At 64.9% G+C, this 23,993-nt stretch carries 23 protein-coding genes, 1 tRNA gene and 2 pseudogenes; 15 read left to right on the top strand and 11 right to left on the bottom strand.

Going from position 1 to position 23,993, the window contains the following annotated elements:
* Positions 1 to 533: 533 nt before the first annotated feature.
* A complete protein-coding gene (locus ACFQRC_RS04920) occupies positions 534 to 944 on the bottom strand; it encodes a hypothetical protein (RefSeq protein WP_379958407.1) in 411 nt (136 codons plus the stop codon).
* A gap of 149 nt (positions 945 to 1,093) precedes the next feature.
* Entirely contained in the window at positions 1,094 to 1,516 is a 423-nt protein-coding gene (locus tag ACFQRC_RS04925) for a hypothetical protein (protein ID WP_379958409.1), read from the bottom strand.
* A 222-nt stretch (positions 1,517 to 1,738) separates the two neighbouring features.
* Here ACFQRC_RS04925 and ACFQRC_RS04930 point away from each other — a divergent pair, with 222 nt between their 5' ends.
* The 4 genes from ACFQRC_RS04930 (at position 1,739) to ACFQRC_RS04945 (ending at position 6,159) form a co-directional block, all read left to right on the top strand.
* Positions 1,739 to 2,260, top strand: a complete 522-nt coding sequence (locus ACFQRC_RS04930) for a hypothetical protein (RefSeq protein WP_379958411.1) — start codon at positions 1,739 to 1,741, stop codon at positions 2,258 to 2,260.
* Between the two features lie 855 nt (positions 2,261 to 3,115).
* A complete protein-coding gene (locus tag ACFQRC_RS04935; RefSeq protein ID WP_379958413.1) occupies positions 3,116 to 4,633 on the top strand; it encodes a calcium-binding protein in 1,518 nt (505 codons plus the stop codon).
* 264 nt (positions 4,634 to 4,897) lie between these two features.
* Positions 4,898 to 5,164 (top strand): hypothetical protein, encoded by a 267-nt coding sequence (locus ACFQRC_RS04940; protein ID WP_379958416.1) that lies wholly within the window; start codon positions 4,898 to 4,900, stop codon positions 5,162 to 5,164.
* 641 nt (positions 5,165 to 5,805) lie between these two features.
* Entirely contained in the window at positions 5,806 to 6,159 is a 354-nt protein-coding gene (locus ACFQRC_RS04945) for a YbaN family protein (RefSeq protein WP_379958418.1), read from the top strand.
* Between the two features lie 104 nt (positions 6,160 to 6,263).
* Here ACFQRC_RS04945 and ACFQRC_RS04950 read toward each other — a convergent pair.
* Both ACFQRC_RS04950 and ACFQRC_RS04955 read right to left on the bottom strand, forming a co-directional pair.
* Positions 6,264 to 7,061 (bottom strand): annotated as a pseudogene (locus ACFQRC_RS04950) (winged helix-turn-helix domain-containing protein); the annotation flags it as partial.
* Between the two features lie 419 nt (positions 7,062 to 7,480).
* A tRNA-Ser gene (locus ACFQRC_RS04955) sits at positions 7,481 to 7,570 on the bottom strand.
* Positions 7,571 to 7,766: 196 nt separating this feature from the next.
* On the opposite strand from ACFQRC_RS04955, the gene hspQ reads away from it, so the two are divergent.
* From hspQ to ACFQRC_RS04975, 4 genes and pseudogenes are all read left to right on the top strand, one after another.
* Positions 7,767 to 8,147, top strand: coding sequence for a heat shock protein HspQ (gene hspQ, locus ACFQRC_RS04960; RefSeq protein WP_379958420.1), 381 nt, complete (start codon positions 7,767 to 7,769; stop codon positions 8,145 to 8,147).
* A 148-nt stretch (positions 8,148 to 8,295) separates the two neighbouring features.
* Positions 8,296 to 8,700 (top strand): annotated as a pseudogene (gene rplU, locus ACFQRC_RS04965) (50S ribosomal protein L21); the annotation flags it as partial.
* Between the two features lie 144 nt (positions 8,701 to 8,844).
* A complete protein-coding gene (gene rpmA, locus ACFQRC_RS04970; RefSeq protein ID WP_379958423.1) occupies positions 8,845 to 9,120 on the top strand; it encodes a 50S ribosomal protein L27 in 276 nt (91 codons plus the stop codon).
* Between the two features lie 174 nt (positions 9,121 to 9,294).
* On the top strand, positions 9,295 to 9,867 hold the full coding sequence (locus tag ACFQRC_RS04975) for a GNAT family N-acetyltransferase (protein ID WP_379958425.1): 573 nt from the start codon (positions 9,295 to 9,297) through the stop codon (positions 9,865 to 9,867).
* 3 nt (positions 9,868 to 9,870) lie between these two features.
* On the opposite strand, the gene ACFQRC_RS04980 is transcribed toward ACFQRC_RS04975, so the two are convergent.
* Positions 9,871 to 10,716, bottom strand: coding sequence for a metal-dependent hydrolase (locus ACFQRC_RS04980; protein ID WP_379958427.1), 846 nt, complete (start codon positions 10,714 to 10,716; stop codon positions 9,871 to 9,873).
* Between the two features lie 136 nt (positions 10,717 to 10,852).
* Between ACFQRC_RS04980 and ACFQRC_RS04985 the strand changes: the two genes are divergently transcribed.
* Positions 10,853 to 11,431: a TetR family transcriptional regulator gene (locus ACFQRC_RS04985; protein WP_379958430.1), complete on the top strand. Its 579-nt coding sequence runs from the start codon at positions 10,853 to 10,855 to the stop codon at positions 11,429 to 11,431.
* Here the strand turns inward: ACFQRC_RS04985 and ACFQRC_RS04990 are convergent.
* Together ACFQRC_RS04990 and ACFQRC_RS04995 are read right to left on the bottom strand one after the other, a co-directional pair.
* On the bottom strand, positions 11,428 to 13,218 hold the full coding sequence (locus ACFQRC_RS04990; RefSeq protein ID WP_379958432.1) for an alpha/beta fold hydrolase: 1,791 nt from the start codon (positions 13,216 to 13,218) through the stop codon (positions 11,428 to 11,430). The genes ACFQRC_RS04985 and ACFQRC_RS04990 overlap by 4 nt on opposite strands.
* A gap of 186 nt (positions 13,219 to 13,404) precedes the next feature.
* A complete protein-coding gene (locus ACFQRC_RS04995) occupies positions 13,405 to 13,638 on the bottom strand; it encodes a hypothetical protein (protein WP_379958434.1) in 234 nt (77 codons plus the stop codon).
* Between the two features lie 59 nt (positions 13,639 to 13,697).
* Between ACFQRC_RS04995 and ACFQRC_RS05000 the strand changes: the two genes are divergently transcribed.
* Positions 13,698 to 14,636 (top strand): LysR family transcriptional regulator, encoded by a 939-nt coding sequence (locus tag ACFQRC_RS05000; RefSeq protein ID WP_379958436.1) that lies wholly within the window; start codon positions 13,698 to 13,700, stop codon positions 14,634 to 14,636.
* Positions 14,637 to 14,639: 3 nt separating this feature from the next.
* Here ACFQRC_RS05000 and ACFQRC_RS05005 read toward each other — a convergent pair whose 3' ends face one another.
* Positions 14,640 to 15,764 (bottom strand): dipeptidase, encoded by a 1,125-nt coding sequence (locus ACFQRC_RS05005; protein WP_379958438.1) that lies wholly within the window; start codon positions 15,762 to 15,764, stop codon positions 14,640 to 14,642.
* Between the two features lie 93 nt (positions 15,765 to 15,857).
* Here ACFQRC_RS05005 and cgtA point away from each other — a divergent pair, with 93 nt between their 5' ends.
* On the top strand, positions 15,858 to 16,889 hold the full coding sequence (gene cgtA, locus ACFQRC_RS05010) for an Obg family GTPase CgtA (RefSeq protein ID WP_379958440.1): 1,032 nt from the start codon (positions 15,858 to 15,860) through the stop codon (positions 16,887 to 16,889).
* The gene (locus ACFQRC_RS05015) at positions 16,886 to 17,809 is read left to right on the top strand and encodes an NAD-dependent epimerase/dehydratase family protein (protein ID WP_379958442.1); all 924 of its coding nucleotides are present in this window, start codon (positions 16,886 to 16,888) and stop codon (positions 17,807 to 17,809) included. Before cgtA ends, ACFQRC_RS05015 begins: the two co-directional genes overlap by 4 nt.
* 6 nt (positions 17,810 to 17,815) lie before the next feature.
* On the opposite strand, the gene ACFQRC_RS05020 is transcribed toward ACFQRC_RS05015, so the two are convergent.
* Positions 17,816 to 18,346: a Pycsar system effector family protein gene (locus ACFQRC_RS05020; RefSeq protein ID WP_379958444.1), complete on the bottom strand. Its 531-nt coding sequence runs from the start codon at positions 18,344 to 18,346 to the stop codon at positions 17,816 to 17,818.
* Between the two features lie 125 nt (positions 18,347 to 18,471).
* On the opposite strand from ACFQRC_RS05020, the gene ACFQRC_RS05025 reads away from it, so the two are divergent.
* Genes ACFQRC_RS05025 through ACFQRC_RS05035 form a run of 3 tightly spaced genes read left to right on the top strand, consistent with a single transcriptional unit; the run spans position 18,472 to position 22,043 of the window.
* A complete protein-coding gene (locus ACFQRC_RS05025) occupies positions 18,472 to 18,720 on the top strand; it encodes an acyl carrier protein (RefSeq protein WP_379958447.1) in 249 nt (82 codons plus the stop codon).
* Positions 18,717 to 19,979, top strand: coding sequence for an aminotransferase class I/II-fold pyridoxal phosphate-dependent enzyme (locus ACFQRC_RS05030; RefSeq protein WP_379958450.1), 1,263 nt, complete (start codon positions 18,717 to 18,719; stop codon positions 19,977 to 19,979). The genes ACFQRC_RS05025 and ACFQRC_RS05030 overlap by 4 nt, the downstream gene beginning before the upstream one ends.
* A 54-nt stretch (positions 19,980 to 20,033) precedes the next feature.
* Entirely contained in the window at positions 20,034 to 22,043 is a 2,010-nt protein-coding gene (locus ACFQRC_RS05035; protein ID WP_379958453.1) for an ATP-binding protein, read from the top strand.
* Here the strand turns inward: ACFQRC_RS05035 and ACFQRC_RS05040 are convergent.
* Positions 22,000 to 22,905 carry a hypothetical protein gene (locus ACFQRC_RS05040; RefSeq protein WP_379958456.1) on the bottom strand — a complete coding sequence of 302 codons (906 nt, stop codon included), beginning with the start codon at positions 22,903 to 22,905 and terminating at the stop codon, positions 22,000 to 22,002. The two genes, ACFQRC_RS05035 and ACFQRC_RS05040, sit on opposite strands and share 44 nt — an antisense overlap.
* Before the next feature lie 97 nt (positions 22,906 to 23,002).
* Positions 23,003 to 23,992, bottom strand: a complete 990-nt coding sequence (locus tag ACFQRC_RS05045; RefSeq protein ID WP_379958459.1) for a diacylglycerol/lipid kinase family protein — start codon at positions 23,990 to 23,992, stop codon at positions 23,003 to 23,005.
* Position 23,993: the final 1 nt, after the last annotated feature.

A 23,993-nucleotide genomic window follows, 5' to 3' on the forward strand; every position in this document is an offset into this window, starting at 1 on the left:
CCGGTGGTAGCGCCGCAGTCTCGTTGAAACATCGTCGCGCTATGCAGCCCGTCTGGAGCATCGGCGCGGCTGATCGGGCTGTTCGTGCAGCCCTCCGAGCAACCGCTCAGAGCAACCAGTCCCGCCGCTACTATGCCAACCCGAAACACAACGTCAGGTGTAGCCGGTGCGGCTCTATGGTCAATGTCCGCTTTCCACCCAAGGCGGACGTTCGGACAGTGTGCAAAAGTAAGCAAGCGCTCGCGCACCCACCCCCTAACCCCTCCCTTGCAGGGAGGGAAAGCGAAGGGGGCGATCATTCTTCGGGCGCTTGAGCGGCCTTGTCGTCTCGCGTGATTTGTGACTCCCTTTCGGGATCCTTGACACAACAAATTCCGGGGACGCAACAAATTCCGGGGACGCAATACTTAATTTGGCCCTAACAAATTCCGGGGACGCAATACTTAATTTGGCCCTGAAGGCTCCCGGTGCGATAGCGGGGGCGGACCGGAATTACGTATTGTGTTCCTCGAAACATGGAGCTGCCGGCGGGTTTAGGCTAATTTGGGCGATACACTGAATCGAATGTCCCGTGCGTAAATCGAGCCACCGCCACCGCAAACATCATCGAAACCAATTTCGAAGTCTCCGGCAATTGCTGCCGTGTCGCTGGGCGGATGATGCTCCGGAAGCACCTTGCGAATCCCGAGTTCCAAGATCGTGGGATTGGAATGGCAAGACATGACAGTTCCACTGACGCCAAGCAGATGCACGGTCACCTTCGCGTGGCGATCCAGAACAAAGTAACCTTTATCGTCGATCTCATCCGTCATGCGGAAAGCTTCAATCTCGATGATGCCATCGCCGCGCGAGAAACCCATGAAGGTGATCGTAGCGTCGTGGAACGACGGGAAAAATCCGAACCATGCAGTCACTTCCTGCGCACCTTCGAGGCTTTCGACCAAGGCGTGGTCCACCTGCCAAGAGGCAGTCTGAGAAGGCGAATACGGCATCGGCAAACCAGTAAGGAAATTGGCACGGACGTCAAACCGGATGCATTGGAGTTCGCTAATCGAGCCGTTGTGGTCGTACCGCAAATGTCCGCTTTCCACCCTTAGCGGACCTTGATGCTCTCGATGTTTCTGGCGGCTTCGACTGCATTGGGGATCACCCACCGCTCATCGTCCCACTCGAATATCTCACCCTCGTAGATCGTCTCGTCCGGATAGCGCAGAGTATAGCTGCAAGAAACTTCCCGACGCCCGAGGGTCCGTGCCTGCCCGCAAAAGACGTTTGTGATGGATGAAGGGAGCAGCCGGTCGACGGTGATGCTATGCTCACTTGCCTCCTCGCGGGCCTGAGGATCGCTGGCGATTGCCACATCACGAGCGCGGATGGCCGAAAGGAGTTCCTCGTCCGAGGGGCATAAATCGGATGAGATGCAACGACTTAAGCTTGTGAGTACGACGAGGTAGGCAAGCACAGGCAAAGCTCCTTTAGACAGACCAAGAATATCCCGGGCAAGGTCGGATTCCACTTAGCTCCCGCCCTACCATAGCGGGCGAGGTCAACCCCGATAGGGTTAAGATGCGATGGCGAAATGAAGCCCCGCGCGACCGCAGCGGGAGGCGAGCGATGCCATCGCGAACGTCGACGCGTCTCGACGGGGTCTCTCCCGATGTCCATGAATGTCCACAATCCACCCGTTGCGGAAATTCGACCAGCAAGGCACGTTGCCGGTTTCTAACGAGGGATGTTCATGACTGCGCCCCGCCAGTTTGTAGCCGCGGTCTCCGTGCCCGAGCGACGGCGTTTATCACTGACCCATACTGGCGTTGACCGCAGCAGCTACGGGTCATTTGAATGGCTAGGTTGGGAGTTGGTGATCGAGCGGCTCAGCAATACCGGCCAAGACTTCGCCGAATGGGATGTATGGGAGGAGACGATGCTTCAAATCCTCCGCTACGAAGAGGACTACGCAGAAGAGCCCGTCGTTTGGCGCGCCCTCGACACCAATCGAGAAGTGGACCTACGCTTACTCCAGCCGACCTACGATGCAAGCATGCGCTTCGCCACGGCCTTGAAGACCGCCGTCGCCCCCAATGGCGACAAGCGCCTTTGCTTCAACCGCTACGATGATGGCCGCTACCGCTTTACGCTTGAGGAGCGGCTCCGGGATGCGGACCTTGAGGCATGGGTGCCCAAGGACTGGTCCAGCGAACATTCGCACCTTGAGGCCGCTGAACGCGCGGCGCGAAGAAGATTCGACTGGCTCGAATGATGAGCCGATGAATGTCCTCTTTCCTTCCTCTCCGCAGCGTGCGCATTCGACCCATTGCGGGCATTGAAGGTCGCCTGATAGGCTCCAGGCATGACGGACCAACCTAACCAAGTGGCTCGCGACGAGTGGCAGACGCGCCTTTACGAAGCCACCCACAGACTAAGCGTGGCCCTGCGAGAGCTGCACGACACGAACCCTTGGCCCGACCACCCGGCGCTGGAGCAGGCCGTCAGCACCCTTGCGACCGAGCTATGGGACCGCTGCTTCCCTCTGACCGAAATAAGGGCGGCCTTCGAAGCAGCGGCTGCCGATCTGCCCCGTTATGCTGCGGGCCAAGAGGTCCGACCCTAAGTTTATTTTCGGTCCATTGCAGACATTGAGCCGCAGACGTGAAGAGCGAAGCGCCTGTAATCCTATCCTCAGCGAGAGGATTTATTGCTCTCTGGATCTTCTCGCCCGCTACACCTCGCCACCGGCTTCGCCCGCCCTCATGCCCTCGAAGGGAGGACTGGCGCTGGCACATCTGTGCCTGACCCCTTGCGGCATCCAGCAACTCTCAGAGAAGAAATAAACAGGTTAGCGGAACTTGGAAGGAGATTACGCGCTTTACAACGAGCTCTACAAATTATTTGTATGGAGAGCCAAAATCAGAGCTAAATAAATCAGAACTAATTCCGACTCGCAGGCGTTGTTTATTAGTAAGTCATCCCCATATTGAATACTTAATCCGCTATCGGCTAGACGGAAATTTCACGATGCCTGACTGAAAAAACGGCGCGGCGCTCCCGCGAGTTCGTTGCGTATGCGATACGGATTGCATGCAAATCCTTGCCGCTCCGCTTAGGAGATAATGACATGGCGATCCTGACCGTTGGCCCCAATTCCACTTTCGACTCCATTGCCGACGCCATGACGGCTGCCGGACCGGGCGACACAATCCGCCTTGAGGATGGTTATTCTGACGAGCTGGCAGTTGTCACGCATAGCGGGATGATCATCACCGGCGGTTCGGATTCGACCAATATCGTCCTGCGTCTGGCGGTCGGGATTCCCGCCGTGTCTCTCGGGGGTGAAGCGCCGATACGCCTGTTCGACGCTCGCGACGGAAACGACATTGTTGGCAATGACGGCGACAACATGATTCAGGTCAGCGCGGGCGCGGATGCCGCCAGCGGGGGTCTGGGCCACGACCGGCTGGTCGTTGATTATCGTCTGGCGACTGGCGCCGTGACTGGGGACTCCACCTCCAGTTTTGCCGAGGCCGGCGGCGGCGGTCGGATGGTAACCGTCAATGGCGGGTTTGAAGATTTCACGATTTGGACGGGCTCCGGTGCCGATACGCTTACCACCGGGGATGGTGACGACATCATCCGTGCCGGGGACGGCGCCAACACCATCACCGCCGGACAGGGTGAAAATCTTATCATCGGTGGGAGCGGGACGGACACGGTCACCGCCCTCGACGGCGGCAATGTCGTGAACGCCGGTGACGGCGAAAATACCGTCACCACCGGCGCGGGCGGGGACGTTATCCAGACCGGAGTTGACGGCGATACGATCGTAGCTGGCGCCGGCAACGATCGCGTGACCGCTCGCGGCGGTGCCGACACGATCTCTGCGGGGGCAGGCGACGATCTCCTGATTGTAGACTATTCGAACGCGTTGACCGCAGTGACGGGCGGCGTCGAAAACGGTGGCATGTCCGGCTATGGCGGTCACATCGCGGATCTCGCCGGCGCAACGCTGGATTTTACCGGTGTCGAGCGATTTTGGATTCAGACCGGGTCGGGCAACGACAGTATCCGCACCGGCGACCGGAATGACAGGCTGAGCGGCGGGAGGGGAGGCGATCGCCTCGATGCGGGCGGCGGCGTCGATCAGCTTGCCGGGGAGGCTGGAGATGACGTTTTGCTGGGCCGCGAGGGCCGCGACGTGCTGGCCGGGAATGGCGGCGACGACCGGCTGTTGGGCGGCAGCGGGAATGATCGCCTGGCCGGCGGTCTCGGCGACGATCGACTCTTCGGCGGGACCGGGGAGGACCTGCTCCATGGTGGCGCCGGAAACGACAGATTCGTCTTCAACGAAGGGCTGGGCAGCCAGCAGGACCGCATCGCCGATTTCGAGGAAGCTGGCGATAATGACACCTTCCTGCTGGACGATGCGATCTTCACTGCCTTGTCCGAGGGACGGCTCGACGCCGGCCAATTCCATCTTGGCACCAGCGCCCGCGATGCAGGCGACCGGATAATTTTCGACGATGCGACGGGAGCCTTGTACTACGACGCGGACGGGACGGGCGCGATCGCGGCAGTCCATTTCGCGACGGTCGATCCCCATGCGAGCGTCACCTATACCGATTTCCAGATTATCTAACCCCTGCGCGGCGCCGATGTAGGCAAATTGCCTCGTCGGCGCACGCCCAAGACAGCGGCCAACACCTTTGGATGACCTCGTCGGCAAACCGCGATCGTGACGGGCAACTGGTGCTTACCCAACGACTGAATATTATCCGTCTGCTTCCGGGAGGATCCGCTGAGGACCGCGTCAATGCCCGCTTTCCACCCTTTCCGGACATTCGGCCGAATGTCGCCTTTCGACCCATTGCGGACATTGGCCGGCTCTTGCAGGATGGCCGAAATGGAGCCGGACACATTCTTGGAAGAGGGCGCTCGCGTCCTCGCAGAGAAGCTGGAGCCGCTTGGCTACGAGTTCGCCATTATCCAGCCGCCATTGACGGGAAGCGGTGGGCCATTCGCGTGGGCCGCCTTCAAGCATGGCAGTCGCGAGATACAGCTTTGGGCTCGTTTCCACCGGCTCGGCAGCGTCCGCTACCGGCTGGGAAACCATGAGTTCACGCATCAGGATTACATGCGGGCTTTGGGACGGGAGAGGACCGCTCATTAGCCCGGATTTGACGACGGAGATCCGTTGGGCGGTTTCAAGAGATTGCGCCACGACCTGAGCTATTGCGATGAGTTCCTGAGCGGAGACGCTGCCTCTGTCGTGGAAAGAGTTCGGGCGCTGCCAACCGGAAAATCAGGTTTTCAGGCCCTGGGCTCCTAACGTCCGCTTTCCACCCTTTCCAGACGTTCGGCCGAATGTCGCCGTTCGACCCATTGCGGACATCAACGCATCGGCGCATTATTGAAGAATGACTAGTCGCCAAGCCGACGCGGAGTGGGTGCCGAGGCAGAAGATCGCCTACGCCTGCTTTGACTGCCGCAAATCTTGGAAACATAGCCCCTCCGTAGAAGCAGTCTGTCCTCAGTGCGCCCGACCTCTCAAAGAGATGGGGCGGTCCTTCAAAGCGCCGCGACAGAGCGATCAGAAGCAATGGGAGAAGGTGCAGCGTCTCTGGGAGGGGGGCTTTCGGTTCAGCAGTCTTGGTAACGGTAATGACGGTGAGCGATTTCCTGAAAAGCTGCGCGAGGTGGATGACTTTATCAGGCGTAATCCAACCCATCCATGGCGCGTGAATGGCTGAGAGCGCAACGTCCGCTTGCCACCCATTGCAGACATTCGGCACCGTCCCGCATTGTTAGACCGTGCTCAAACCCATTTCCTCCTTTCTAGGAATCATGAGCCTCGCTCTGGGAGCCGTCGGGCTGTTCTTGCCGCTGCTCCCCACGGTACCCTTCGTTCTCTTGGCCGCCTTCTTCCTTTCAAAGGGCAGCCCTCGGCTGGAACGGTGGCTCCTTAGGCACCGTCAATTCGGCCCACCGATCAGAGCCTGGCGAGATAGCGGGAGCATCAGCCCTGCTGGCAAGCGTGGTGCCTATGCCACCTTTGCCCTCAGCGCCCTTGCCGGAATTCTACTTCTTGCGGCGCCGTGGGGCCTGCTCCCGCTTGCCGCAGCGGTGGCCGGAAGCGCCTGGATCTACAGACGCCCCGAGCAGTAAGCACCGACCGCTGGGTGGGTCTGGAGGAAGTTGCGAAGCGCGTGACGACTTGACCAAAGCAACTTGGCCAAACGCACCTGTCACCTGTTCCCGACGCGGCAGACCTAATCCTGATGCTGGACGCTCTCCAGCTTGAGCCACTGCGCCATCAATCTGAGCTCCCCCTCAAGTCGTTCCCCGGTCTCGGCTGCCGCGTCGGGCTCGAACGTTGTGGAACGCACCACAAGCCTGGACCGCTGGCGATCGGCCTTGAGGTCGACCCGCGCAACAATGCGATCGTCCATCAGGAACGGCAGGACGTAATAGCCGTGCACGCGCTTCTCCGCCGGCGTGTAGATTTCGATGCGATAACGGAACCCGAACAGGCGCTCGGTGCGAGAGCGCTCCCAGACCAACGGGTCGAATGGGGCGAGCAACGCCTGACCTCGTATGCGACGCGGTCGCCGCGCGTCGCGATGAAGGAACGTCGATTGCCTCCATCCAGCTACCTGGACGGGCAACAGCACTCCTTCTTCGACCAGCTCGGCGATTGCCGAGCGGGTGCTGTCGAGGCTGAGCCGGAAATAGTCCCGAAGGTCGGAAGCCGTGGCGATACCCAGAGCCCGGGCAGCTCTCTCAACCAATTCCCGCTGGGCATCCGGTGCAGCCGGCGTGGGGAGCGCCATGATGTCATTGGGGATCACTCGCTCGGTGAGGTCGTAGACGCGCTCGAAGCTGCCGCGGCGCGTTCGCGTGGTGATATGCCCAGCCCAGAACAGCCATTCGAGCGCAAGCTTGGTATCGCCCCATTCCCACCAACCGGCGCGGCTTTTGTTCTGCTCGAAGTCGGAAGCTGCCATCGGCCCCTCGGCACGGATGCGTGACATCGCCGCTTCCGCCTCCGTGCGGCGCTCCGCTGCGAACGCGCGGGCCCGCCCTAAGTCCCATGATCGCTCCTAGGAAGCTACCTGCTATCAATGCGAAACTCCCTGTTCCATGCAATTGGCGCCCTGTTCTGCGGGATTTGTCTCCCTGTTTTAGCGGATAACAGGAAAGTGGATTGGGTGCGATTAAGCATCGGAAAACAGGAGCTAAAATGATCACGCGTCGTTCCAAGACGTTCGATGCACCCTGTTTTGGAGCCTAATTCGGTGAAGTTTCCCTGTTACGGCGCAAAGTCACCCGTGCATCAGCCGGCGAGAGACAACTGGCGACGGGTCTCCAAAATTGCGCCTGAATTATGCGAAGCGAGCTCGGTGAAGATCGGAATCTGCACGAATTAAGGCCCACTTACAGGAGGTTGTCCATCGCAGGGTGCTCAGAGACAAGTGCTGGGGGTGAATGGCGGAGAGGGTGGGATTCGAACCCACGGTACCGTTACCGGCACAACGGTTTTCGAGACCGTCCCAATCGACCACTCTGGCACCTCTCCGCGAGACGAGGGGACACCCCGCTTGATGGGGCCGATCGACAGGGGCCGCGCTCTAGCCCAAGGATCGCGGCTTGCCAAGCCTGTCCGGGCGCCTGTCCCGCGTCCGACCGCAAGCCGGCCCCCGGCGCCCTTCCGGGTCACCCCGCGCGCGCTGCTCGCTTGCCTATCGACGGGCAAGGCCTACATGGGAGAGATGATGCCGAGACACGAATCCCTCCTTACCGACCTCGCCGCCGCCGCCAAGGCGCCCCCGGTGACCCATGCCGACTTCGCGATCGGCGACGTGGTCAAGCACCGGCTGTTCGAGTTTCGCGGAGTCATATTCGATGTCGATCCCATCTTCGCCAATAGCGAGGAATGGTATGAATCGATCCCCGAGGACGTGCGGCCGGACAGGGACCAGCCTTTCTACCACCTCCTCGCCGAAAATGCGGAATCGAGCTACGTCGCTTATGTCAGCCAGCAGAATCTGGTGCCCGACGACAGCGACGAGCCGGTCCACCATCCGGCGATCGCCGGCATCTTCGACGCTTATGCCGATGGCCGCTACCGCCTGAAGCGCGAGCACCGGCATTAAGTGGGCCGGCCGCGCGAACGCCGATTTGCGGCCCCGCTCGGTTGACAGACCACCCCCCCTTATGTAGCAGCCCGGTTTCCCGCGCGGGGCCTTTGGCCTCACGGCCATTTCCCATGCGGTCAATATTCTAGGGTAATTGGAACAAGCCATGTTCGCAGTCGTGCGCACGGGCGGCAAGCAATATCGCGTCGCCGCCGGAGACAAGATCGTAGTCGAGAAGATCGCGGGCGAAGCCGGCGACACCATTCGCTTAAGCGACGTCCTGCTCGCGGGCGAAGGCGCGGAGCTGAAGTCGACCGACGGCCTCGCCGTTTCGGCCGAGATCATCGCCCAGGCCAAGGGCGACAAGGTCATCGTCTTCAAGAAGCGCCGCCGCCACAATTACCGCCGCAAGGCCGGTCATCGCCAGCAGCACACGATCCTGAGGATCACCGCGATCGGCGACGAGAAGGCCGCGAAGAAGCCTGCGAAGAAGGAAGCGGCCGAGGCCGCTCCGGCTCCGGAGGCCAAGGAAGCCGCTCCCAAGGCGGCTCCGGCCAAGAAGGAAGCCGCGGCCGCGAAGCCCAAGGCGAAGGCCGAAGCTCCGGCCAAGCCCGAGCCGGCCGAGCCGGTGAAGAAGGCGGCGACCAAAAAGGCATCGACCAAGAAGCCCGCCGCTGATAAGAACGCGTAAAGAGATCGAAGGTAGTATTACGTCATGGCACATAAAAAAGCAGGTGGTAGCTCCCGCAACGGCCGCGACAGCGCGGGCCGGCGGCTGGGCGTGAAGAAGTTCGGCGGCGAAAGCGTCGTCGGCGGCAACATCATCGTGCGCCAGCGCGGCACCAAATATTATCCGGGCACCAACGTCGGCATGGGCAAGGACCATACCCTCTTTGCGCTTACCGACGGTCGGGTCTCGTTCCGCGACGGGAAACTCGGCCGCAAATTCGTATGCGTCGACATGCATATTAGCGCGCAAGCGGCGGAATAAAGGACGATCGATAACGGGTCGTCCTTCAAGGGGCGGCCCCAGGTTCTCACAACAGAACCGTTTTCGAGGGAGAGGGGCAGCCCCCTTCTCCCTTTTTTGTTTCTCCCTCGAAACTGTCGCCGGCCTGTCACCCGAAAGGGGCAAGGGCTCCGCGAAAAGAAGAGAGGAAGAGGCATGTTCGCGAGAACCGAGAGATTGCTGCTGCGGCCCGGCTGGGCCGAGGATGCGCCGGCTTTGGCCCGCGCGATCGGCGAGGAAGCGATCGTCCGCAACCTCGCGAGCGCGCCCTGGCCCTACGATCTCGGCCACGCCCGCGCCTTTCTCGACACCGAGCGGCGCCCGGATGAAGCGAGCTTCCTGGTCTTCCGCCGCACCGCCGGCGCGCCGCGGCTGATCGGCTCGGCCGGTCTCGGCCGCAATCCCGACGGCGCGATCGAGCTCGGCTACTGGATCTCGCGGCCGCACTGGGGCTTGGGCTACGCGACCGAGGCGGGCCGCGCGATCGTCGCCATCGCCCGCGACGCGCTCAGGCTGAAGCGGATCAGCGCCGGTCACTTCCTCGACAATCCCGCGTCCGGCCGGGTGCTGGAGAAGCTCGGCTTCACGCCGACCGGCGCCGTCGCCGACCGCTACAGCTGCGGCCGCCGCGAAGCCGCGCCCAGCAAGCTGTTCGCGCTCGATCTGTGCGCGGAGCGGAGCGAGGCTGTGCCGTTCGACCCCTGCCTGGAAATGGCGGCCGCCGCGTAGATACTAGGCCGCCACGACCCGTGCCGATCGCGCTTTCTCTTCCTGCTCGATCAGCGCGCGGTCGTCGTGGTTCCAGGGGTGGAAGCCGGGCAGGAAGAAGCTCGCCCAGACGGCGAAGACCTTGCGGAACATGCCCGGCCGCACCCAGGCAAACCAGAACAAAAGCGACCAGGCGCGGGGTCCGGTGATCCCGTCCTGGCGCAGCAGCTCCAGCGAGCCCATCGTCCGGTCGACGATGAAATTGCGGGTGACGAGCAGCATCACCTTGGCCTTGACCTTCCAGCGCTTGGAACGCGGCCAGTCGCGGGTGGCGTGGAGCCATGTGTCGTAGGCCACCCCCTTATGCTCGATCTCCTCGGTAGCATGCCAGCGCCACATCGCCGCGGTCTCCGCGTCCGCGCCGGCGAGGTGGCGCGGATCGGCGAGCAATTCGTGGGCGAGGATCGCGGTGAAATGTTCGAGCGCCATCGTCGCGGCGAGGCTGGCGACCGGCGCGCGGGCGCGGACCAGGTCGAGCCGCCATTCGACCCTCTGTTCCAGCTTCGACAGTTCGTAGCCGGCCTCCAGCCCGCGCTTGTTGAAGGCAACATGCTCGCGGCTGTGCATCACTTCCTGGGTAGTGAACGCCTTGATCTCGGCGGCGAGCTTCGGGTCCGCGCCCTCGCGGAACAGCCGCACGCTCTCGACGAAGAAGGCCTCGCCCCTAGGGAAGGTCGCGGACAATGCGTTGTAGAGCGCGGTCGCGACCGGATCGCCGCCATTCCACCAGCGATCGGTGCGGCTGCCGCGTCCGAAGCGCCGGTCGCGCGGCGTGATCGTCAGATCGGAGGGTGTCGCTTCGCGTCCCATGGCTCTCGTTTCCTTCATCGTCATCCCGGCAAAGGCCGGGATCCAGGGCGCCGGCTCCGCCGTTTTTCGCTGGACTCTGCGTTCATGGATGCCGGATCAAGCCCGGCATGGCGATCTTCAGCACGTACTTACACCAATGTCAATAACACGTGAACGCCTCAGCCCCGAGGAAAGCCGGTCGGCCGCCCTGGAGGCGGCGCGGCGGCTGCTGATCGAATCGGGGCCGCAGGCGGTGACGCTGAAGGCGGTGGGCTCGAAGATCGGCAAGACCCACGCCAATCTGCTCCACCATTTCGGCTCGGCGGCAGGGCTGCAATCGGAGCTCGCGCGCTACATCGGCGAGAGGGTCACCGCCGGCATCGCCGAGGCGGTCCAGCGCGCGCGCCAGGGCGAAGCCGATCCCCGCGAGATCGTCGACCGGACCTTCGACGCCTTCGGCCGCGAAGGCGCCGGCGCGCTCGCCGCCTGGATGATCCTTTCCGGCAACCGCGACGCGCTCGATCCGATCCTCGAATCGATCCACCATCTGGTCGACCAGCTTGGCCGGGGCCATGAAGACCGGCCGGTGCACGAAACGACCTTGTGGCTGGTGCTGGCCGCCTTGGGCGATTCGCTGCTCGGCGCGGCGATGGCCGACGCGCTCGGCCTCCCGCGAGACAAAGCGCGCGCCCTGGCCCGCGAGCAATTGATCGCGGCGGCGGACGCGAAAGCCTAGCCGCGCATCTTCACATAGGAGCCCGGCGCCGCTTCGATGATCGGCAGCTTGCCGCCGCCCGGCTCGCGCGCGGGCGCCTTGTCCGCCTTGCCGCCGTCGGTGAGCCAGGCTTGCCAGTGCGGCCACCATGAGCCGTCCTGCTTCGCCGCTCCCGCGAACCAATCCTCCGCGCTTTCGGGCATCTCCCCATTGGTCCAAAAACCGTGCTTGTTCGCGGACGGCGGGTTGATGACGCCCGCATTGTGGCCCGACCCGCCGAGCAGGAAGTCGACCGGCCCGCCGAAGCTCCGCGCCCCGTCATAGGTCGCCTGCCAGGCCGAGACATGATCGTCCTTGAGCGAAATCGCGAGCAGCGGCGTCTTCACCGCGCCCAGATCGAGCGGCACCCCGTCCAGGATCACGCCGCCCGGTTCGACCAGCTTGTTGTCGCGCAGCAATTGCCGCGCCCAATCGAGCAGGAACGCGCGGGGGATATGCGCGCCGTCGGCGAACCAGTGGAGGATGTCGGACGGCGGCGCCTCCCGGTCGAGGAGATAATGGCTGACTACCGACGACCAGATGAGATCGTTGGCCCGGACCGCGCTGAACAGGGCCTGCAGGTCCTGCGCGGCCATATAGCCCTTCTGCTCCAGATGGCGTTCCATCGCGGCCAGCTGCTCGGGCTCGCGGAAGGTCGCCCACTGGCCGAGGTCGGAAAAGTCGAACAATGTGCCGATGGTCGTCGCGGAGGCGACGCGGTCGCCCTCCCCCTTGCCGGCGAGGTAAGCGAGCGCCATCGCCACCAATGTCCCGCCCATGCAGAAGCCGAACATGTCGACGCTCGTCTCGTCGGTCGCCTGCTCGATCGCATCGAGCGCGGCGACGGGGCCGGCCTTGATATAGGCGGCCATGTCCTTGTCGGCGAGCTCGGGCCCCGGATTGACCCAGGAAATTACGAACACGCTGTGGCCCTGCTCGACCAGCCAGCGGATCAGGCTCGATTTCGGCTGGAGGTCGAGCAGATAATATTTATTCACCAGCGGAGGCACGTAGAGGATCGGCCGCTTCCAGACCTCTTTCGTCGTCGGCGCATATTGGATGAGCTGCATCAGCGCGTTCTGGTAGACGACGCTGCCGGGCGTGCCCGCCAGATCCTTGCCGAGCTCAAATTCATGACCTGTGCGGCGCTGGACGATGCCCGGCTGCGCCGCCGCGTCCGCGATCAAATTGGCGAGACCCGACAGCAGGCTCATCGACCCGGTCTCGATCGCGCGGCGGATCGCCTCGGGGTTGGTGAAGGCGAAATTGGCCGGCGAGAGCGCATTGAGATATTGCGTCGTGAAGAATTCGAGGCGGGTGCGGGTGGCCTCGTCCAGCCCCTCGGCGCCGCGCACCATCTCGACCGCGCGATTGCTGGCGAGAAGATAGGCCTGCTTCAGATAGTCGAAGACCGGCTCGTCGGACCAGGCCGGATCGTTGAATCGCCGGTCGCCGCGCTCGGGGACGATCGCCGGCTCCGCGCCGCCGCCGGCCGCGCGCGAGGTCACCGAGCCGATCAGCTTCATCCAGTCGGACGCCATGTCCTGCTGCGCCTTGAGCATCTCGGCCGGATTGGCCCACAGCCATTGGCCGAAGGCGGCGAAAGCGCGCGCCGGCGCCGCCGCGTCATAAGGGGGCGCGGCGGCGGCCGGTGCGGCGGACGCGCGCGCGAGATCGACCGCCCCCGCGACGATCCTCGACCAGGCCTGCGCCAGCTCGGCGGGATTGGGGACGGCGAGGGCCGTTTTCCAAAGGGATGGTTCGCTCATGCGCGCTTCTCGGTTGTCCATGAAACCGCTCATCCTGAGTAGGGACTGAGCCTGGCGAAGGCCCGTTATCGAAGGACCGGCTGGCGTACGTCCTTTGAGACGCCGCTTCGTCAAGCTCAGCGGCTCCTCAGGATGAGCGAGTGAGATTGATCCTGCTCAGCCAAGTCCGCCCTAGCGCACTGTTCCTCAGAGCGCGAGCAACTCCTCCACCGCCGAGCAATCGCGCGGAGAGACGAACAGGAAGGCCATCGCCCTGTCGGGGTTGCGGGTCGCCCAGCCCGGCTCGGGATCGGCGACCTCGGCATGGGCCGGCAACATCGGCGAAGGTTCGGCGCGGGGCGCGGTGGCCGGCGCGATGGTCGCCTCAACGGCACTATCCACGTCGGCCGCGAACGCAGCCGACAGCATGTCGAATGTCATCGTCGATTCCTCTTGAAGGTGATGCGGCCCTCTCTCATAGTGGCGCCGGCAAATCCATTGTGGTTGTTCCGCAACCGCTGTGCGAAAGTTCACAGACGCTGGCCGATTTCGACTGGAACAATTTGCGGAGCTTCCTCGCGATCGCGCGCAGCGGCCGGCTGACCGTCGCCGCCGCCCGTCTCCATCTCGATCACACCACTTTGTCGCGCCGCCTGGCCTCGCTCGAACAGGCGCTCCAGACCCGGCTCTTCGATCGCTGCCCGTCGGGCTATTTGCTGACCGAGGCGGGCCGCCGGCTGCTGCCGATCGCGGAGCGGATGGAGAGCCTGGCCATCGGCGCCGGCGACGCGGTCGGCGGTACCGCCCGGTCCGTCGAGGGAATCGTCCGGGTCGGCTCGCCGGAGGGCTTTGGCAGCTATTTCCTTGCGTCCCGGGTGGGCCGCCTCGCCGACCTTCATCCCCGGCTCAACCTGCAACTGATCGCGGCATCGGCGGTGTTCAGCTTGGCAAAGCGCGACGCCGACATCGTCATCGCCGTCAGCCGCCCTCCGGCCGGCCGGCTGGTCGCGAGCAAGCTGACCGACTATGATCTCGCCCTCTACGCCGCGCCCTCCTATCTCGCCGCGCATCCACCGATCGCCTCGTCCGCCGATCTGCCGAGCCATCGCTTCGTCAGCTATATCGACGACCTTCTGAATTTTCCCGAGCTCGACGTCCTCCAGCATGTCGCCCCGGCCGGAGCGACCTCGCTCGAAAGCAGCAATCTGGTGGCGCAGCTCAAGGCGACCCTTGCGGGCGCCGGCCTTTGCGTGCTGCCCGCTTTCCTCGGCGAGCAGGAGCCGGGCCTGGTCCGGGTGCTCCCGGGAGAGGTGCGGCTCAGCCGCTCGCTATGGCTGATCGTCCACCAGGATCTGAGCGAGCTCGCCCGGATCAAGGCGGTCGTCGCCTTCATCAAGGACGAAGTGCGCGCCGACCGGGACATCTTCCGGCTTGATTGAGTCCTAACCCCAAACCTCCGCGAACAGCCGCGCGAAATTTCCGCCGACGATCTTCTCGACGCGGGCGGTCGAATGGCCGCGCTTCAGGAGGTCGTCGGCCAGCGTCTCGAACCGGCGTGGCGTATTATATTCAGGCGCGAACAGCATCACGTCGGGATCCTCACCCGGGGCTGCGATGCCGGCCGCGCGGCGCTGCTCGGTGACTTCCGCCAGATGTTTGCGATAGGCGTCGAGATGGATCACCGGTGGAATAGCGCCATCGGTGCCGAGACCGACATGGTCCTCGCCCGCGACCTTCACCGCATGTTCGATATGGCGGATCACGTCGGCCGAAGTCTGCTGCCCGCTCGCCCGCAAATAGGGCATGAAATAGATGCCCATCACCCCGCCTTTGTCGGCGAGCGCGCGCAGCTCCCGGTCGGCGGTGTTGCGGGGATGATCGTGCAGAGCGCGGCAGCCGCTGTGGGTGATGGCGCAGGGGGCTTTGGAAGCGACAAGGCCGTCGGCCTGCGTGCGAGGACCGGCATGGCTCAGATCGACCAGCATCCGCCGCGTGTTGAGCGCGGCGACGAGGTCGCGGCCGAGCAGGCTCAAGCCGCCGTCATTGGGCTCCAGGCAGCCGTCGCCCATCAGGTTGCGGCGGTTATAGGTCGGCTGAACGACGCGGACGCCGAGATTGTCGAACGTCTCCAGCCGGTCGAGATCGCCCTCCAGCATGGTCGTATCCTGAAAGCCGTAGATGACGCCGACACGGCCGCTTGCCTTCGCCTCGCGGAGGTTGGCGGCGGCGCGCACCTGGAGCAGGGCCTCGGGATGGGTAGCGATCTCGCGGTCGTAATAAGAGATCGCGCCGACCGTTTCCTCGAACATGCCGGGGCCGTTGCCGACTCCGCCGACGGTCATCACCACCCCGGTGACCCCCGAAGCCTTCAAGTCCGCCAGGAAGCGCGGGAGCAAGGGCAAACCGGGCGCGTCGTTGGGGTCGAACGGCACGAGGCTCCCGCACGCATCGATCACCGTGGCGCGGTCGTAAAGCGTCGCAGCCTGGGGCGTGGCGCTCCGGACGGCCGCGAACGGCGCCAGCATGGCGGCAGCGGCGGCTCCCTTGATCAGCGTGCGTCTGTCCATTCGTTTGCCTCCCTGCCCCCATTTTGTGCCCCGTCCGGCGGGATAAGGAAACATCGGACTCAACAAATGGCCGAATCGCTGTAAAGGCCGCCCATGCATTTCCTCGATCAGGCCAAGATCTTCGTCCGCTCCGGCGCCGGCGGCCCCGGCGCCGTCAGCTTCCGGCGTGAGAAATATATCGAATATGGCGGCCCCAACGGCGGCAATGGCGGCAAGGGCGGCGACATCATCTTCGAGGCCGTGGAGGGGCTCAACACCCTCATCGACTTTCGCTACACCCAGCATTTCAAGGCACCGCGTGGGCGTGGTGGAGCCGGACAGAACCAGACCGGCGCCGGCGGCGACGATCTCGTCATCAAGGTGCCGGTGGGGACGCAGATATTGTCGGAGGACAAGGAACATGTCCTCGCCGATTTCACCGAGGCGGGGCAGAAGATAATCCTTCTGCGCGGTGGCGATGGCGGCCGCGGCAATGCCAGCTACAAGACGTCGACCAACCGCGCCCCGCGCCAGCACGGCACCGGCTGGCCCGCCGAAGAGATGTGGGTGTGGCTGCGGTTGAAGCTGCTCGCCGACGTGGGCCTGGTCGGCCTGCCCAATGCCGGCAAGTCGACCCTGCTCAACGCCGTCACCAACGCCAATGCCAAGGTCGGCGCCTATCCGTTCACCACCATCCATCCGCAGCTGGGCGTGGTCCAGCACCGTTCGCGCGAGTTCGTCATGGCCGACATTCCCGGCCTGATCGAGGGCGCGGCGGAAGGCGCCGGGATCGGCGACCGCTTCCTTGGCCATGTCGAGCGCTGCCGGGTGCTGCTCCACCTCGTCGATGCGAACAGCGAGGATGTGGCGGAAGCCTATCGCATTGTCCGCGGCGAACTCGACGCTTATGGCGCGGGGCTGGAGGACAAGCCGGAGATCGTCGCGCTCAACAAGGCGGATACGCTCGACGACGAATTGCTCGACGCGCTGACGGCCGAGCTGGAGGCCGAATGCGGGCAGAAGCCCTTCCGCCTGTCCGGCGCGACCGGCGACGGGGCCGCGCCTGTGCTGGACGCGATCGTCGGCCACCTCGCCGCACAGGCCGACGTTGGCGAGGAGCATGAGGGCGACTGGTCGCCGCTATGACGCACGGAAATAGCCGCACGCTGGCCGTCACCGGCGGCACGGGCTTCGTCGGCCGGCATCTGCTCAGGATGGCGCTCGCCGAGGGCCATGACGTCCGCGCCCTCACCCGCGGCTGGAAGCCGCCCGAGACCGGGATCGCCTGGGTCGACGGCGCGCTCGACCGCCCCGACAGCCTCGCCAAGCTCGCCGCCGACGCCGATGCGGTGATCCATATCGCCGGCCTCATTCTCGGCGACAGGAAGGCGTTCGACCAGGTCAATGTCGGCGGCACCGCGGCCATGATCGACGCGGCGCGCAAGGCCGGCGTCAGGCGCTTCATCCACATCTCCTCGCTCGCCGCGCGCGAGCCGGACCTTTCTTCCTACGGCTGGTCGAAGGCGAAATCGGAGCGGCTGGTCGCCGCGTCGGGCTTGGAATGGACGATCATCCGTCCGCCGGCCGTTTACGGACCCGGCGACCGCGAAACGCTGGAGCTGTTCAGCATGGCCCGGCGCGGCTTCGTCGCCCTGCCGCCGGCCGGCCGCTTCTCGCTGCTCCACGTGGAGGATTTGTGCCGACTTATCCTCGCCGTGATCGACGAGCCCGACACGGTGGCGGAAACCTACGAGCCGGACGACGGCGTCGAGAATGGCTGGGACCATCGTCATTTCGCGCGCTCGCTCGGTCGCGTATTCCAGAAGCGGGTGATGACGTTGTCGATGCCGAAAGCGGCGCTGAAGGCGGCGTCGCGCGTCGACCGGCTGTTCCGCCGCGACCGCGCCAAGCTCACCGCCGACCGCGTCGGTTATTTCTGCCACCCCGATTGGGTGGTGCGCGCCGAGCACCGTCCCCCCGCCGGCTTGTGGGGCCCGCGCGTTCGGACCCAGGCCGGCCTCAAGCAGACCGCCGACTGGTACCGCGCCGAGGGCTGGCTCCCCTAATGCCTCTCAGAACGGCCCGTGAATCGCATATTGGACGATGAAGGCGATGAAGCTGGCGATCAGGCCGGCGAGGAAGATGCGATAGGCATAGCCCAAAAGCCGGTACTTCTTGCGGGCGAGGACGATGCCGTTCTGATAGATGTCGCGCGCCATCGTGCGGTAGATGGCGTCCTCGCTGCGCAGCCGCCCGGTCAGCTGCTCCAGATAATCGTCCTCCTCGAGCTGGGTGAACGATCCGAAGAAGAGCAGGTTGACGCCGCCGGCGCGCTTGTAGCGCGTGGCCGGCAGCACCGCGAGTACCGCGCAGACCGCCGAGAAGAAGGCCGAGGCGCCGAGGATCAGCAGCGGAATCGGCACCATCGATCCGCGCGACTGGCCGATGGTGATGGTGAAGATGACGAAGGTCGCCGCCATCAGGATGCTCGCCTTCTGATCGGCCATGGCCGAAAGCTGGAGATGGGCGAGCTGGGTCGTCCGCACCAGATGGACGGCGTTGGCTGGATACTTCACCTCTTCGGTACGCTGATCTTCCGCCATTCTTCCCTCCGGCGACGACAGGCGACCATCGCACGACGGCCTCGCCCTTGCCAAGCATCCCGCGAAAGCCCGATTTCGGCCCTATTCGCTTGGCAGGGGGTGGCAACGGACATAAAGGGGCGCGCATGACCGACAGAGACGAGACCTTCGCCAAGGTGGCCGAATTGATCGCGCCCTTCAACAAGAAGGGCGTCGCGCTCGCCGAGACGACGACCTTCGCGGGCGACCTCGAATGGGACAGCCTGACCGTAATGGACTTCGTCGCCGCGATCGAGGACGAGTTCGACATCCTCATCACCATGAACCAGCAGGCCGAGATCGAGACCGTCGGGCAGCTCGTCGACGCCGTCGAAGAGCTCAAGAACGACGGATGACCGAGGCCGCCCGCACGCCGCACGATCCCGCCCGCGAGACCGCTGTCGGGACCGCCGCCGGAGACCTTTTCTCCAAGTTCGACCCGCTCATCGCCGAGCGCCAGGCGCTGCTCGACACCGGCGTGCGCGATCCGTTCGCGATCGTGATGGACGAGGTGCTCTCCCCCACCCTGGCGATGATCCAGGGCAAGGAGACGATCCTGCTCGGCACCTATAATTATATGGGCATGACCTTCGATCCCGACGTGATCGCGGCGGGCAAGAAGGCGCTCGACGATTATGGCTCGGGCACCACCGGCAGCCGCGTCCTCAATGGCACGTACCAGGGCCACAAGGAATGCGAGGACGCGCTCAAGGAATTTTACGGCACGAAATACGCCATGGTCTTCTCGACCGGCTACCAGGCCAATCTCGGCCTCATGTCGACCATCGCCGGCAAGGACGATTACATCATCCTCGACGCCGACAGCCATGCGTCCATCTATGACGGCTGCGCGCTCGGCAACGCCAACATCGTCCGTTTTCGCCACAACAATGTCGAGGATCTCGACAAGCGCCTCGGCCGGCTCCCCTCCGAAGGCGGCCGCCTGGTCGTGCTCGAAGGCGTCTATTCGATGCTCGGCGATATCGCGCCCCTGAAGGAGATGGTGGCGGTCGCGCGAAAGCATGGCGCCATGATCGCGGTCGACGAGGCGCACGGCATGGGCTTCTTCGGCGCCAACGGGCGAGGCGTGTTCGAGGAGGCCGGCGTCGAGGCGGACGTCGATTTCGTCGTCGGCACCTTCTCCAAATCGGTCGGCACGGTCGGCGGGTTCATCGTCTCGAACCATCCCAAGTTCGAGGTGCTGCGCCTCGTCTGCCGCCCCTATGTCTTCACCGCCTCTTTGCCGCCCTCGGTGGTGGCGACGGCGGCGACCTCGATCCGCAAGCTGATGCATGCCGGCGACAAGCGGGCGCATCTGTGGGAAAACAGCAAGCGCCTGCACAAGGGGCTGCGCGATCTCGGCTTCGACATCGCCACCAGGGAAGCCGAATCCGCGATCATCGCCATCCTCCTTCCCGATCAGGAGAAAGCGGTCGGCATGTGGCAGGCGCTGCTTGAGCAAGGCGTCTACGTCAACATGGCCCGCCCCCCCGCGACCCCGGCCGGCATGTATCTGCTGCGCTGCTCGCTCTGCGCCGAGCATACAAGCGACCAGGTCGGCCGCATCCTCGCCATGTTCGCGACCGCCGGTCGCGCCACCGGCTGCATCGCCTGAGCCTTCCCAAGTCGCTTCCAACACGCCGGGCCATCCTTTAGGATGGCAGGCACGATGGCGATGGAAGACATGGACGCCGCGCCGGACAAAGAGCATTCCGGCTCGTGGCGGCGCGGCTGGGCGAGCGCCGGCGCGATCGTCGCGACCATCGCGCTCATCCTGCTCGTCGTCATGGTCACCCTCTCCAACCGCGCCCGCGACGAGGCGCTGCGGTGGGAGCGCCACACCTATGACGTGATGCTGCTCACCCGCACCGTCGATGCCACGATGGCGCGATCCGAGGCGGCGCTCGGGCGCTTCGTCCTCGACGAGGAACAGGCCACCGGCTCGCTTTACTATAATGAATGGCGCCGCGCGGGTCGCCAGATCGGCCAGCTGCGCCGGCTGGTGCGCGAGCCGGAGCAGCGGCAGCGGGTCGAGGAGCTGAGGGCGCTCTACGACGAGCGCGGCGCGGAGCTGGCGGCGGCGGCGAGCCGAGCCGCCACCAAGCGCGACAGCGGCGGCGTCCCGCTCTTCTACCAAGCCGGCCGTTCGCCCACCGGCCCCGCCTTGCGCGCCAAGCTCGACGAGATCGCCACCAACGAGCAGCAAAGGTTGCGCGAACGAATGGCCGAGACGCGGATGTTCGACGAGGAAGCGGACAAGTTCACCGAATGGCTCGGCTGGCTGGGCGTGCTGATCGGCATCGGCGCGATCGTCCTCGGCCTGCTCGCCTATCGCGCGATCAGCGAACGCCTCGTCGCCCGGGAGGAAGCGGATACCGAATCGAACCGGGCCATGGCGCTCGAACGCGCGGTCCAGGAGCGCACCCGCGAGCTGCGCGACGCCAATGAGCGGCTCCGCGCCGAAGGCGTCGAGCGCGCCGCCGCCGAGGCCCAGCTCCGCCAGGTCCAGAAGATGGAGGCCGTAGGGCAATTGACCGGCGGCATCGCGCACGATTTCAACAATATGCTCGCGGTCGTCGTCGGCGGTCTCGATCTCGCCAGGCGCAAGCTGCGCGGCCCGAGGCGCGAGGTCGAGCTCCACCTCGACAACGCCATGGAAGGCGCGACCCGCGCCGCCGCCCTCACCCGCCGCCTGCTCGCCTTCGCCCGTTCCGAGCCGCTGCTGCCGCAAGGCATCGCGCCCGCCGCTTTGGTCGAGAACATGCTCGACCTGGTCGACCGCTCGATCGGCGAGCGGATCGCCGTCCAGACGCGCTTCGCCGAGGAACCCTGGCGGGTCTGGGCCGACCCCAACCAGCTCGAAAACGCCATCCTCAACCTGTGCGTCAACGCGCGCGACGCGATGCACGGACAGGGCGAGCTGACCATCGCCATCGAGAATGTCGGCCTGGCCGCTGGCGAGGCCGGAGAGCTGGACGCCGGCGATTATGTCCGCATCAGCGTCTCCGACACCGGCACCGGCATCGCGCCCGAGCATCTCGAGCGCGTGTTTGAGCCCTTCTTCACCACCAAGCCGGTCGGCAAGGGCACCGGCCTCGGCCTCAGCCAGATATTCGGCTTCGCCCGTCAGTCGGGCGGCGACGTCACCATCCAGTCCGCCGAAAATGCCGGCACCATTGTGTCGCTCTATCTGCCGCGTTCGCTCCGCGCCGAAAAGGAGCTCGCCATCGGCGACGGGCTTCCCGTCGAATCCGGGCAACCGCCGGCCGCGCCCGTGGGCACCTCGATCCTGGTCGTCGAGGACGATCCGCGCGTCAGCCGTTCCACCGTCAGCGCGCTGGAGGAATTGGGCTACGCCCCGACCGCCTGCGCGAGCGGCGAGGAAGCGCTCGCCTTGCTGGAGCAGGAGCCCGGCATCCAGCTGGTCATCACCGACGTGATGATGCCCGAAATGACCGGCCCCGAGCTGGTCCGCATCGTCTCCGAACGTTATCCGGGCATGGCCGTGCTGTTCGTCACCGGTTTCGTCGGCGAGACCGGCGAGACCAACGAGCTGGCCGGCCACGACATATTGCGCAAGCCGTTCACCGTCGCCGCTTTGTCGGACGCCGTCGCCGCCGCCCTCGCCCACCGCCTCAGCGGATCGCCCCGCGCCGCAGCAAGCGCGGCAGCAGGGTGAGCGCGCCGAGCAACGGCCAGCGCCGCTGCCACGACTTGATCCGGATGTCCGTGCCGGCGTGGCGGTTGATCTTCCAGGCGATGTAATCGACCCCTCCGGCGAAGGTCAGGCTCGCCTTCGCCAGCCGCGCCACGCTGAGCAGCTTGCCTTTGCGCTGGCTGCGCCGCCAGCGCCGCCGCGCCGCGTCGATCGGCGGCAAGGCGATGACCTGCTCGTCGATAATCATCTCCCCAAACCGCCGGTAGCGATCCGGATCGCCATCGACGAGGGAGTGCGCCCGACCGTCGCGCTCCGCCCGCAGCTCCGCGCCATAGGTCAGCCGAAAGCCTTCGCGGAACACCGCCAGCGGCTCGTCGCGCTCCCCCGCCGGCATTGCGGGCCGCGTCAGCGCGAACAAGGTCGGCGCCGCCTCGGCCACGCTGGCGACCGTCCGTTCCCGCGCGGCTCCATCCGCGGTCCAAACCAGCCGCGCCGGCTGGGCGAACCGCGCCCAGACCGAGACGCTTCGCGCGCGCTCGCTGCATTCACGCGCGAAATCCGCTTCGCTCAGCACCGCATATTTGGCGGCGAGGCCGTCATGCTCGAACGGGAACACATTGGGCGGCAGCAGGCGATTGGCCCGCGCCAGCCAGCTCTTCCCATAAGCGTCGGCGTAGCGCGATACGATCAGGTAGAAATCGAGCATCTGCCCGTCGAGATCGGCGGTGCGAAGGCACGATCCGTAGAAAAGAACCGCCCGTGCACCTTGCGGATATTCCGCTGCGACCGCCGCCGCCATGGCCGCCACGCGCGGGTCGACCGGCACGGCCAGCTCGGCGGCGACGAGATGATGAAGTGCGGAGGATGAAGCGATCAATTTCACACCGTCATTCCAGCGGAAGCTGGAATCTCCCTGCCTGTCTGCCAATCTTCAATACAGGAGATTCCAGCTTTCGCTGGAATGACGAGAAACAATATTGTTACGCCGCCAGCCGCAGGAACGGCACCGGCGCGGTCGGCTTGAGCACGATCGGTCGATCGGTTCGCGCCTCGAACAGCTCGCCGTCGAGGATGACGCTCGAACGGTCGCTTTCGATGCGGATCTCGTCGCCGCGCTCGAGATGGACGCCCGAGACGCCGACCCGGCCGAGCCGCCCCCTCAGCGCGGCGAGCAGGACGTGGAACAAGGTCGAGCGGCCGCGCTCGATTACCATCAGCTGCATCGCCCCGACGGGAGAATCGGCGCCGGGCATGGTGCGGTTGAGCAAAAGGCGCTGGAGCGTCGTCACCATCAGCAGGGCGAAATGGCCCTGCATCTCGCCATGCTTCAATACTGAGACCTTCACCCGCGACGGCCTTGGCGGAAGGAACGCGGCCCGGAGGCCGAAGACGATCGATACCATCACCGCCAGCATGGTGAGCGCGTGGCTGATCCCGTTGGGCAGGCCCAAAGGATAGATTTTGTGGCGGCAGTAAAGGATGATGTCGGCAAGGCCCGCGCCGCCCAGGAACATGCCGAGTACCGCCTTGCCGCCGACGCTGCCGTCGGAGAGCTGGATGAGCTCGCGGCTGACGATGTGCGGCGCCATGTCGCTGCGGGCGAGCTCCAGCACCCTCTTCAGCGCCACCAAAGGGTCGCCGCCCGAGCCGAGGTCGAGCGCGATGAGGTTGGTCTTGCCGTTGGGCAGCACCGCCACCGGCGGCGGGCCGTCCGGATAATGGGCGCCGGAGAAATGGCCGCCGCGATAGATTTCGGTCAGCGCCGCCTGGACCGTGCCGTCGCCGCCATTGATGACCAGCACCTTGGGATTGACCCGGGCGATGGTCCTCAATGCCGCGCCGATCTGGTTGACATGCTCCACCTCATAGTGGAAAATGTCCTTCTGCTCGGCGCAAAAGCTCCTCACGCTGGGAAGCACCGACCGGTTTCCGGTCGATCTCGGGTTGGAGAGGAGGGCGACGCGGGCCATG

The organism is Enterovirga sp. GCM10030262 (genome assembly GCF_042666435.1).
Taxonomy (GTDB): Bacteria; Pseudomonadota; Alphaproteobacteria; order Sphingomonadales; family Sphingomonadaceae; genus Allosphingosinicella.

Excerpts from the sequence above, each read along its gene's own strand:
- ACFQRC_RS04930 (WP_379958411.1), top strand. The coding sequence starts at position 1,739 with ATGACTGCGCCCCGCCAGTTTGTAGCCGCGGTCTCCGTGCCCGAGCGA.
- ACFQRC_RS04935 (WP_379958413.1), top strand. The coding sequence starts at position 3,116 with ATGGCGATCCTGACCGTTGGCCCCAATTCCACTTTCGACTCCATTGCC.
- ACFQRC_RS04940 (WP_379958416.1), top strand. The coding sequence starts at position 4,898 with ATGGAGCCGGACACATTCTTGGAAGAGGGCGCTCGCGTCCTCGCAGAG.
- hspQ (WP_379958420.1), top strand. The coding sequence starts at position 7,767 with ATGCCGAGACACGAATCCCTCCTTACCGACCTCGCCGCCGCCGCCAAG.
- rpmA (WP_379958423.1), top strand. The coding sequence starts at position 8,845 with ATGGCACATAAAAAAGCAGGTGGTAGCTCCCGCAACGGCCGCGACAGC.
- ACFQRC_RS04975 (WP_379958425.1), top strand. The coding sequence starts at position 9,295 with ATGTTCGCGAGAACCGAGAGATTGCTGCTGCGGCCCGGCTGGGCCGAG.
- ACFQRC_RS04980 (WP_379958427.1), bottom strand. The coding sequence starts at position 10,716 with ATGGGACGCGAAGCGACACCCTCCGATCTGACGATCACGCCGCGCGAC.
- ACFQRC_RS04985 (WP_379958430.1), top strand. The coding sequence starts at position 10,853 with ATGTCAATAACACGTGAACGCCTCAGCCCCGAGGAAAGCCGGTCGGCC.
- ACFQRC_RS04990 (WP_379958432.1), bottom strand. The coding sequence starts at position 13,218 with ATGAGCGAACCATCCCTTTGGAAAACGGCCCTCGCCGTCCCCAATCCC.
- ACFQRC_RS04995 (WP_379958434.1), bottom strand. The coding sequence starts at position 13,638 with ATGACATTCGACATGCTGTCGGCTGCGTTCGCGGCCGACGTGGATAGT.
- ACFQRC_RS05005 (WP_379958438.1), bottom strand. The coding sequence starts at position 15,764 with ATGGACAGACGCACGCTGATCAAGGGAGCCGCCGCTGCCGCCATGCTG.
- cgtA (WP_379958440.1), top strand. The coding sequence starts at position 15,858 with ATGCATTTCCTCGATCAGGCCAAGATCTTCGTCCGCTCCGGCGCCGGC.
- ACFQRC_RS05015 (WP_379958442.1), top strand. The coding sequence starts at position 16,886 with ATGACGCACGGAAATAGCCGCACGCTGGCCGTCACCGGCGGCACGGGC.
- ACFQRC_RS05020 (WP_379958444.1), bottom strand. The coding sequence starts at position 18,346 with ATGGCGGAAGATCAGCGTACCGAAGAGGTGAAGTATCCAGCCAACGCC.
- ACFQRC_RS05025 (WP_379958447.1), top strand. The coding sequence starts at position 18,472 with ATGACCGACAGAGACGAGACCTTCGCCAAGGTGGCCGAATTGATCGCG.
- ACFQRC_RS05030 (WP_379958450.1), top strand. The coding sequence starts at position 18,717 with ATGACCGAGGCCGCCCGCACGCCGCACGATCCCGCCCGCGAGACCGCT.
- ACFQRC_RS05035 (WP_379958453.1), top strand. The coding sequence starts at position 20,034 with ATGGCGATGGAAGACATGGACGCCGCGCCGGACAAAGAGCATTCCGGC.
- ACFQRC_RS05045 (WP_379958459.1), bottom strand. The coding sequence starts at position 23,992 with ATGGCCCGCGTCGCCCTCCTCTCCAACCCGAGATCGACCGGAAACCGG.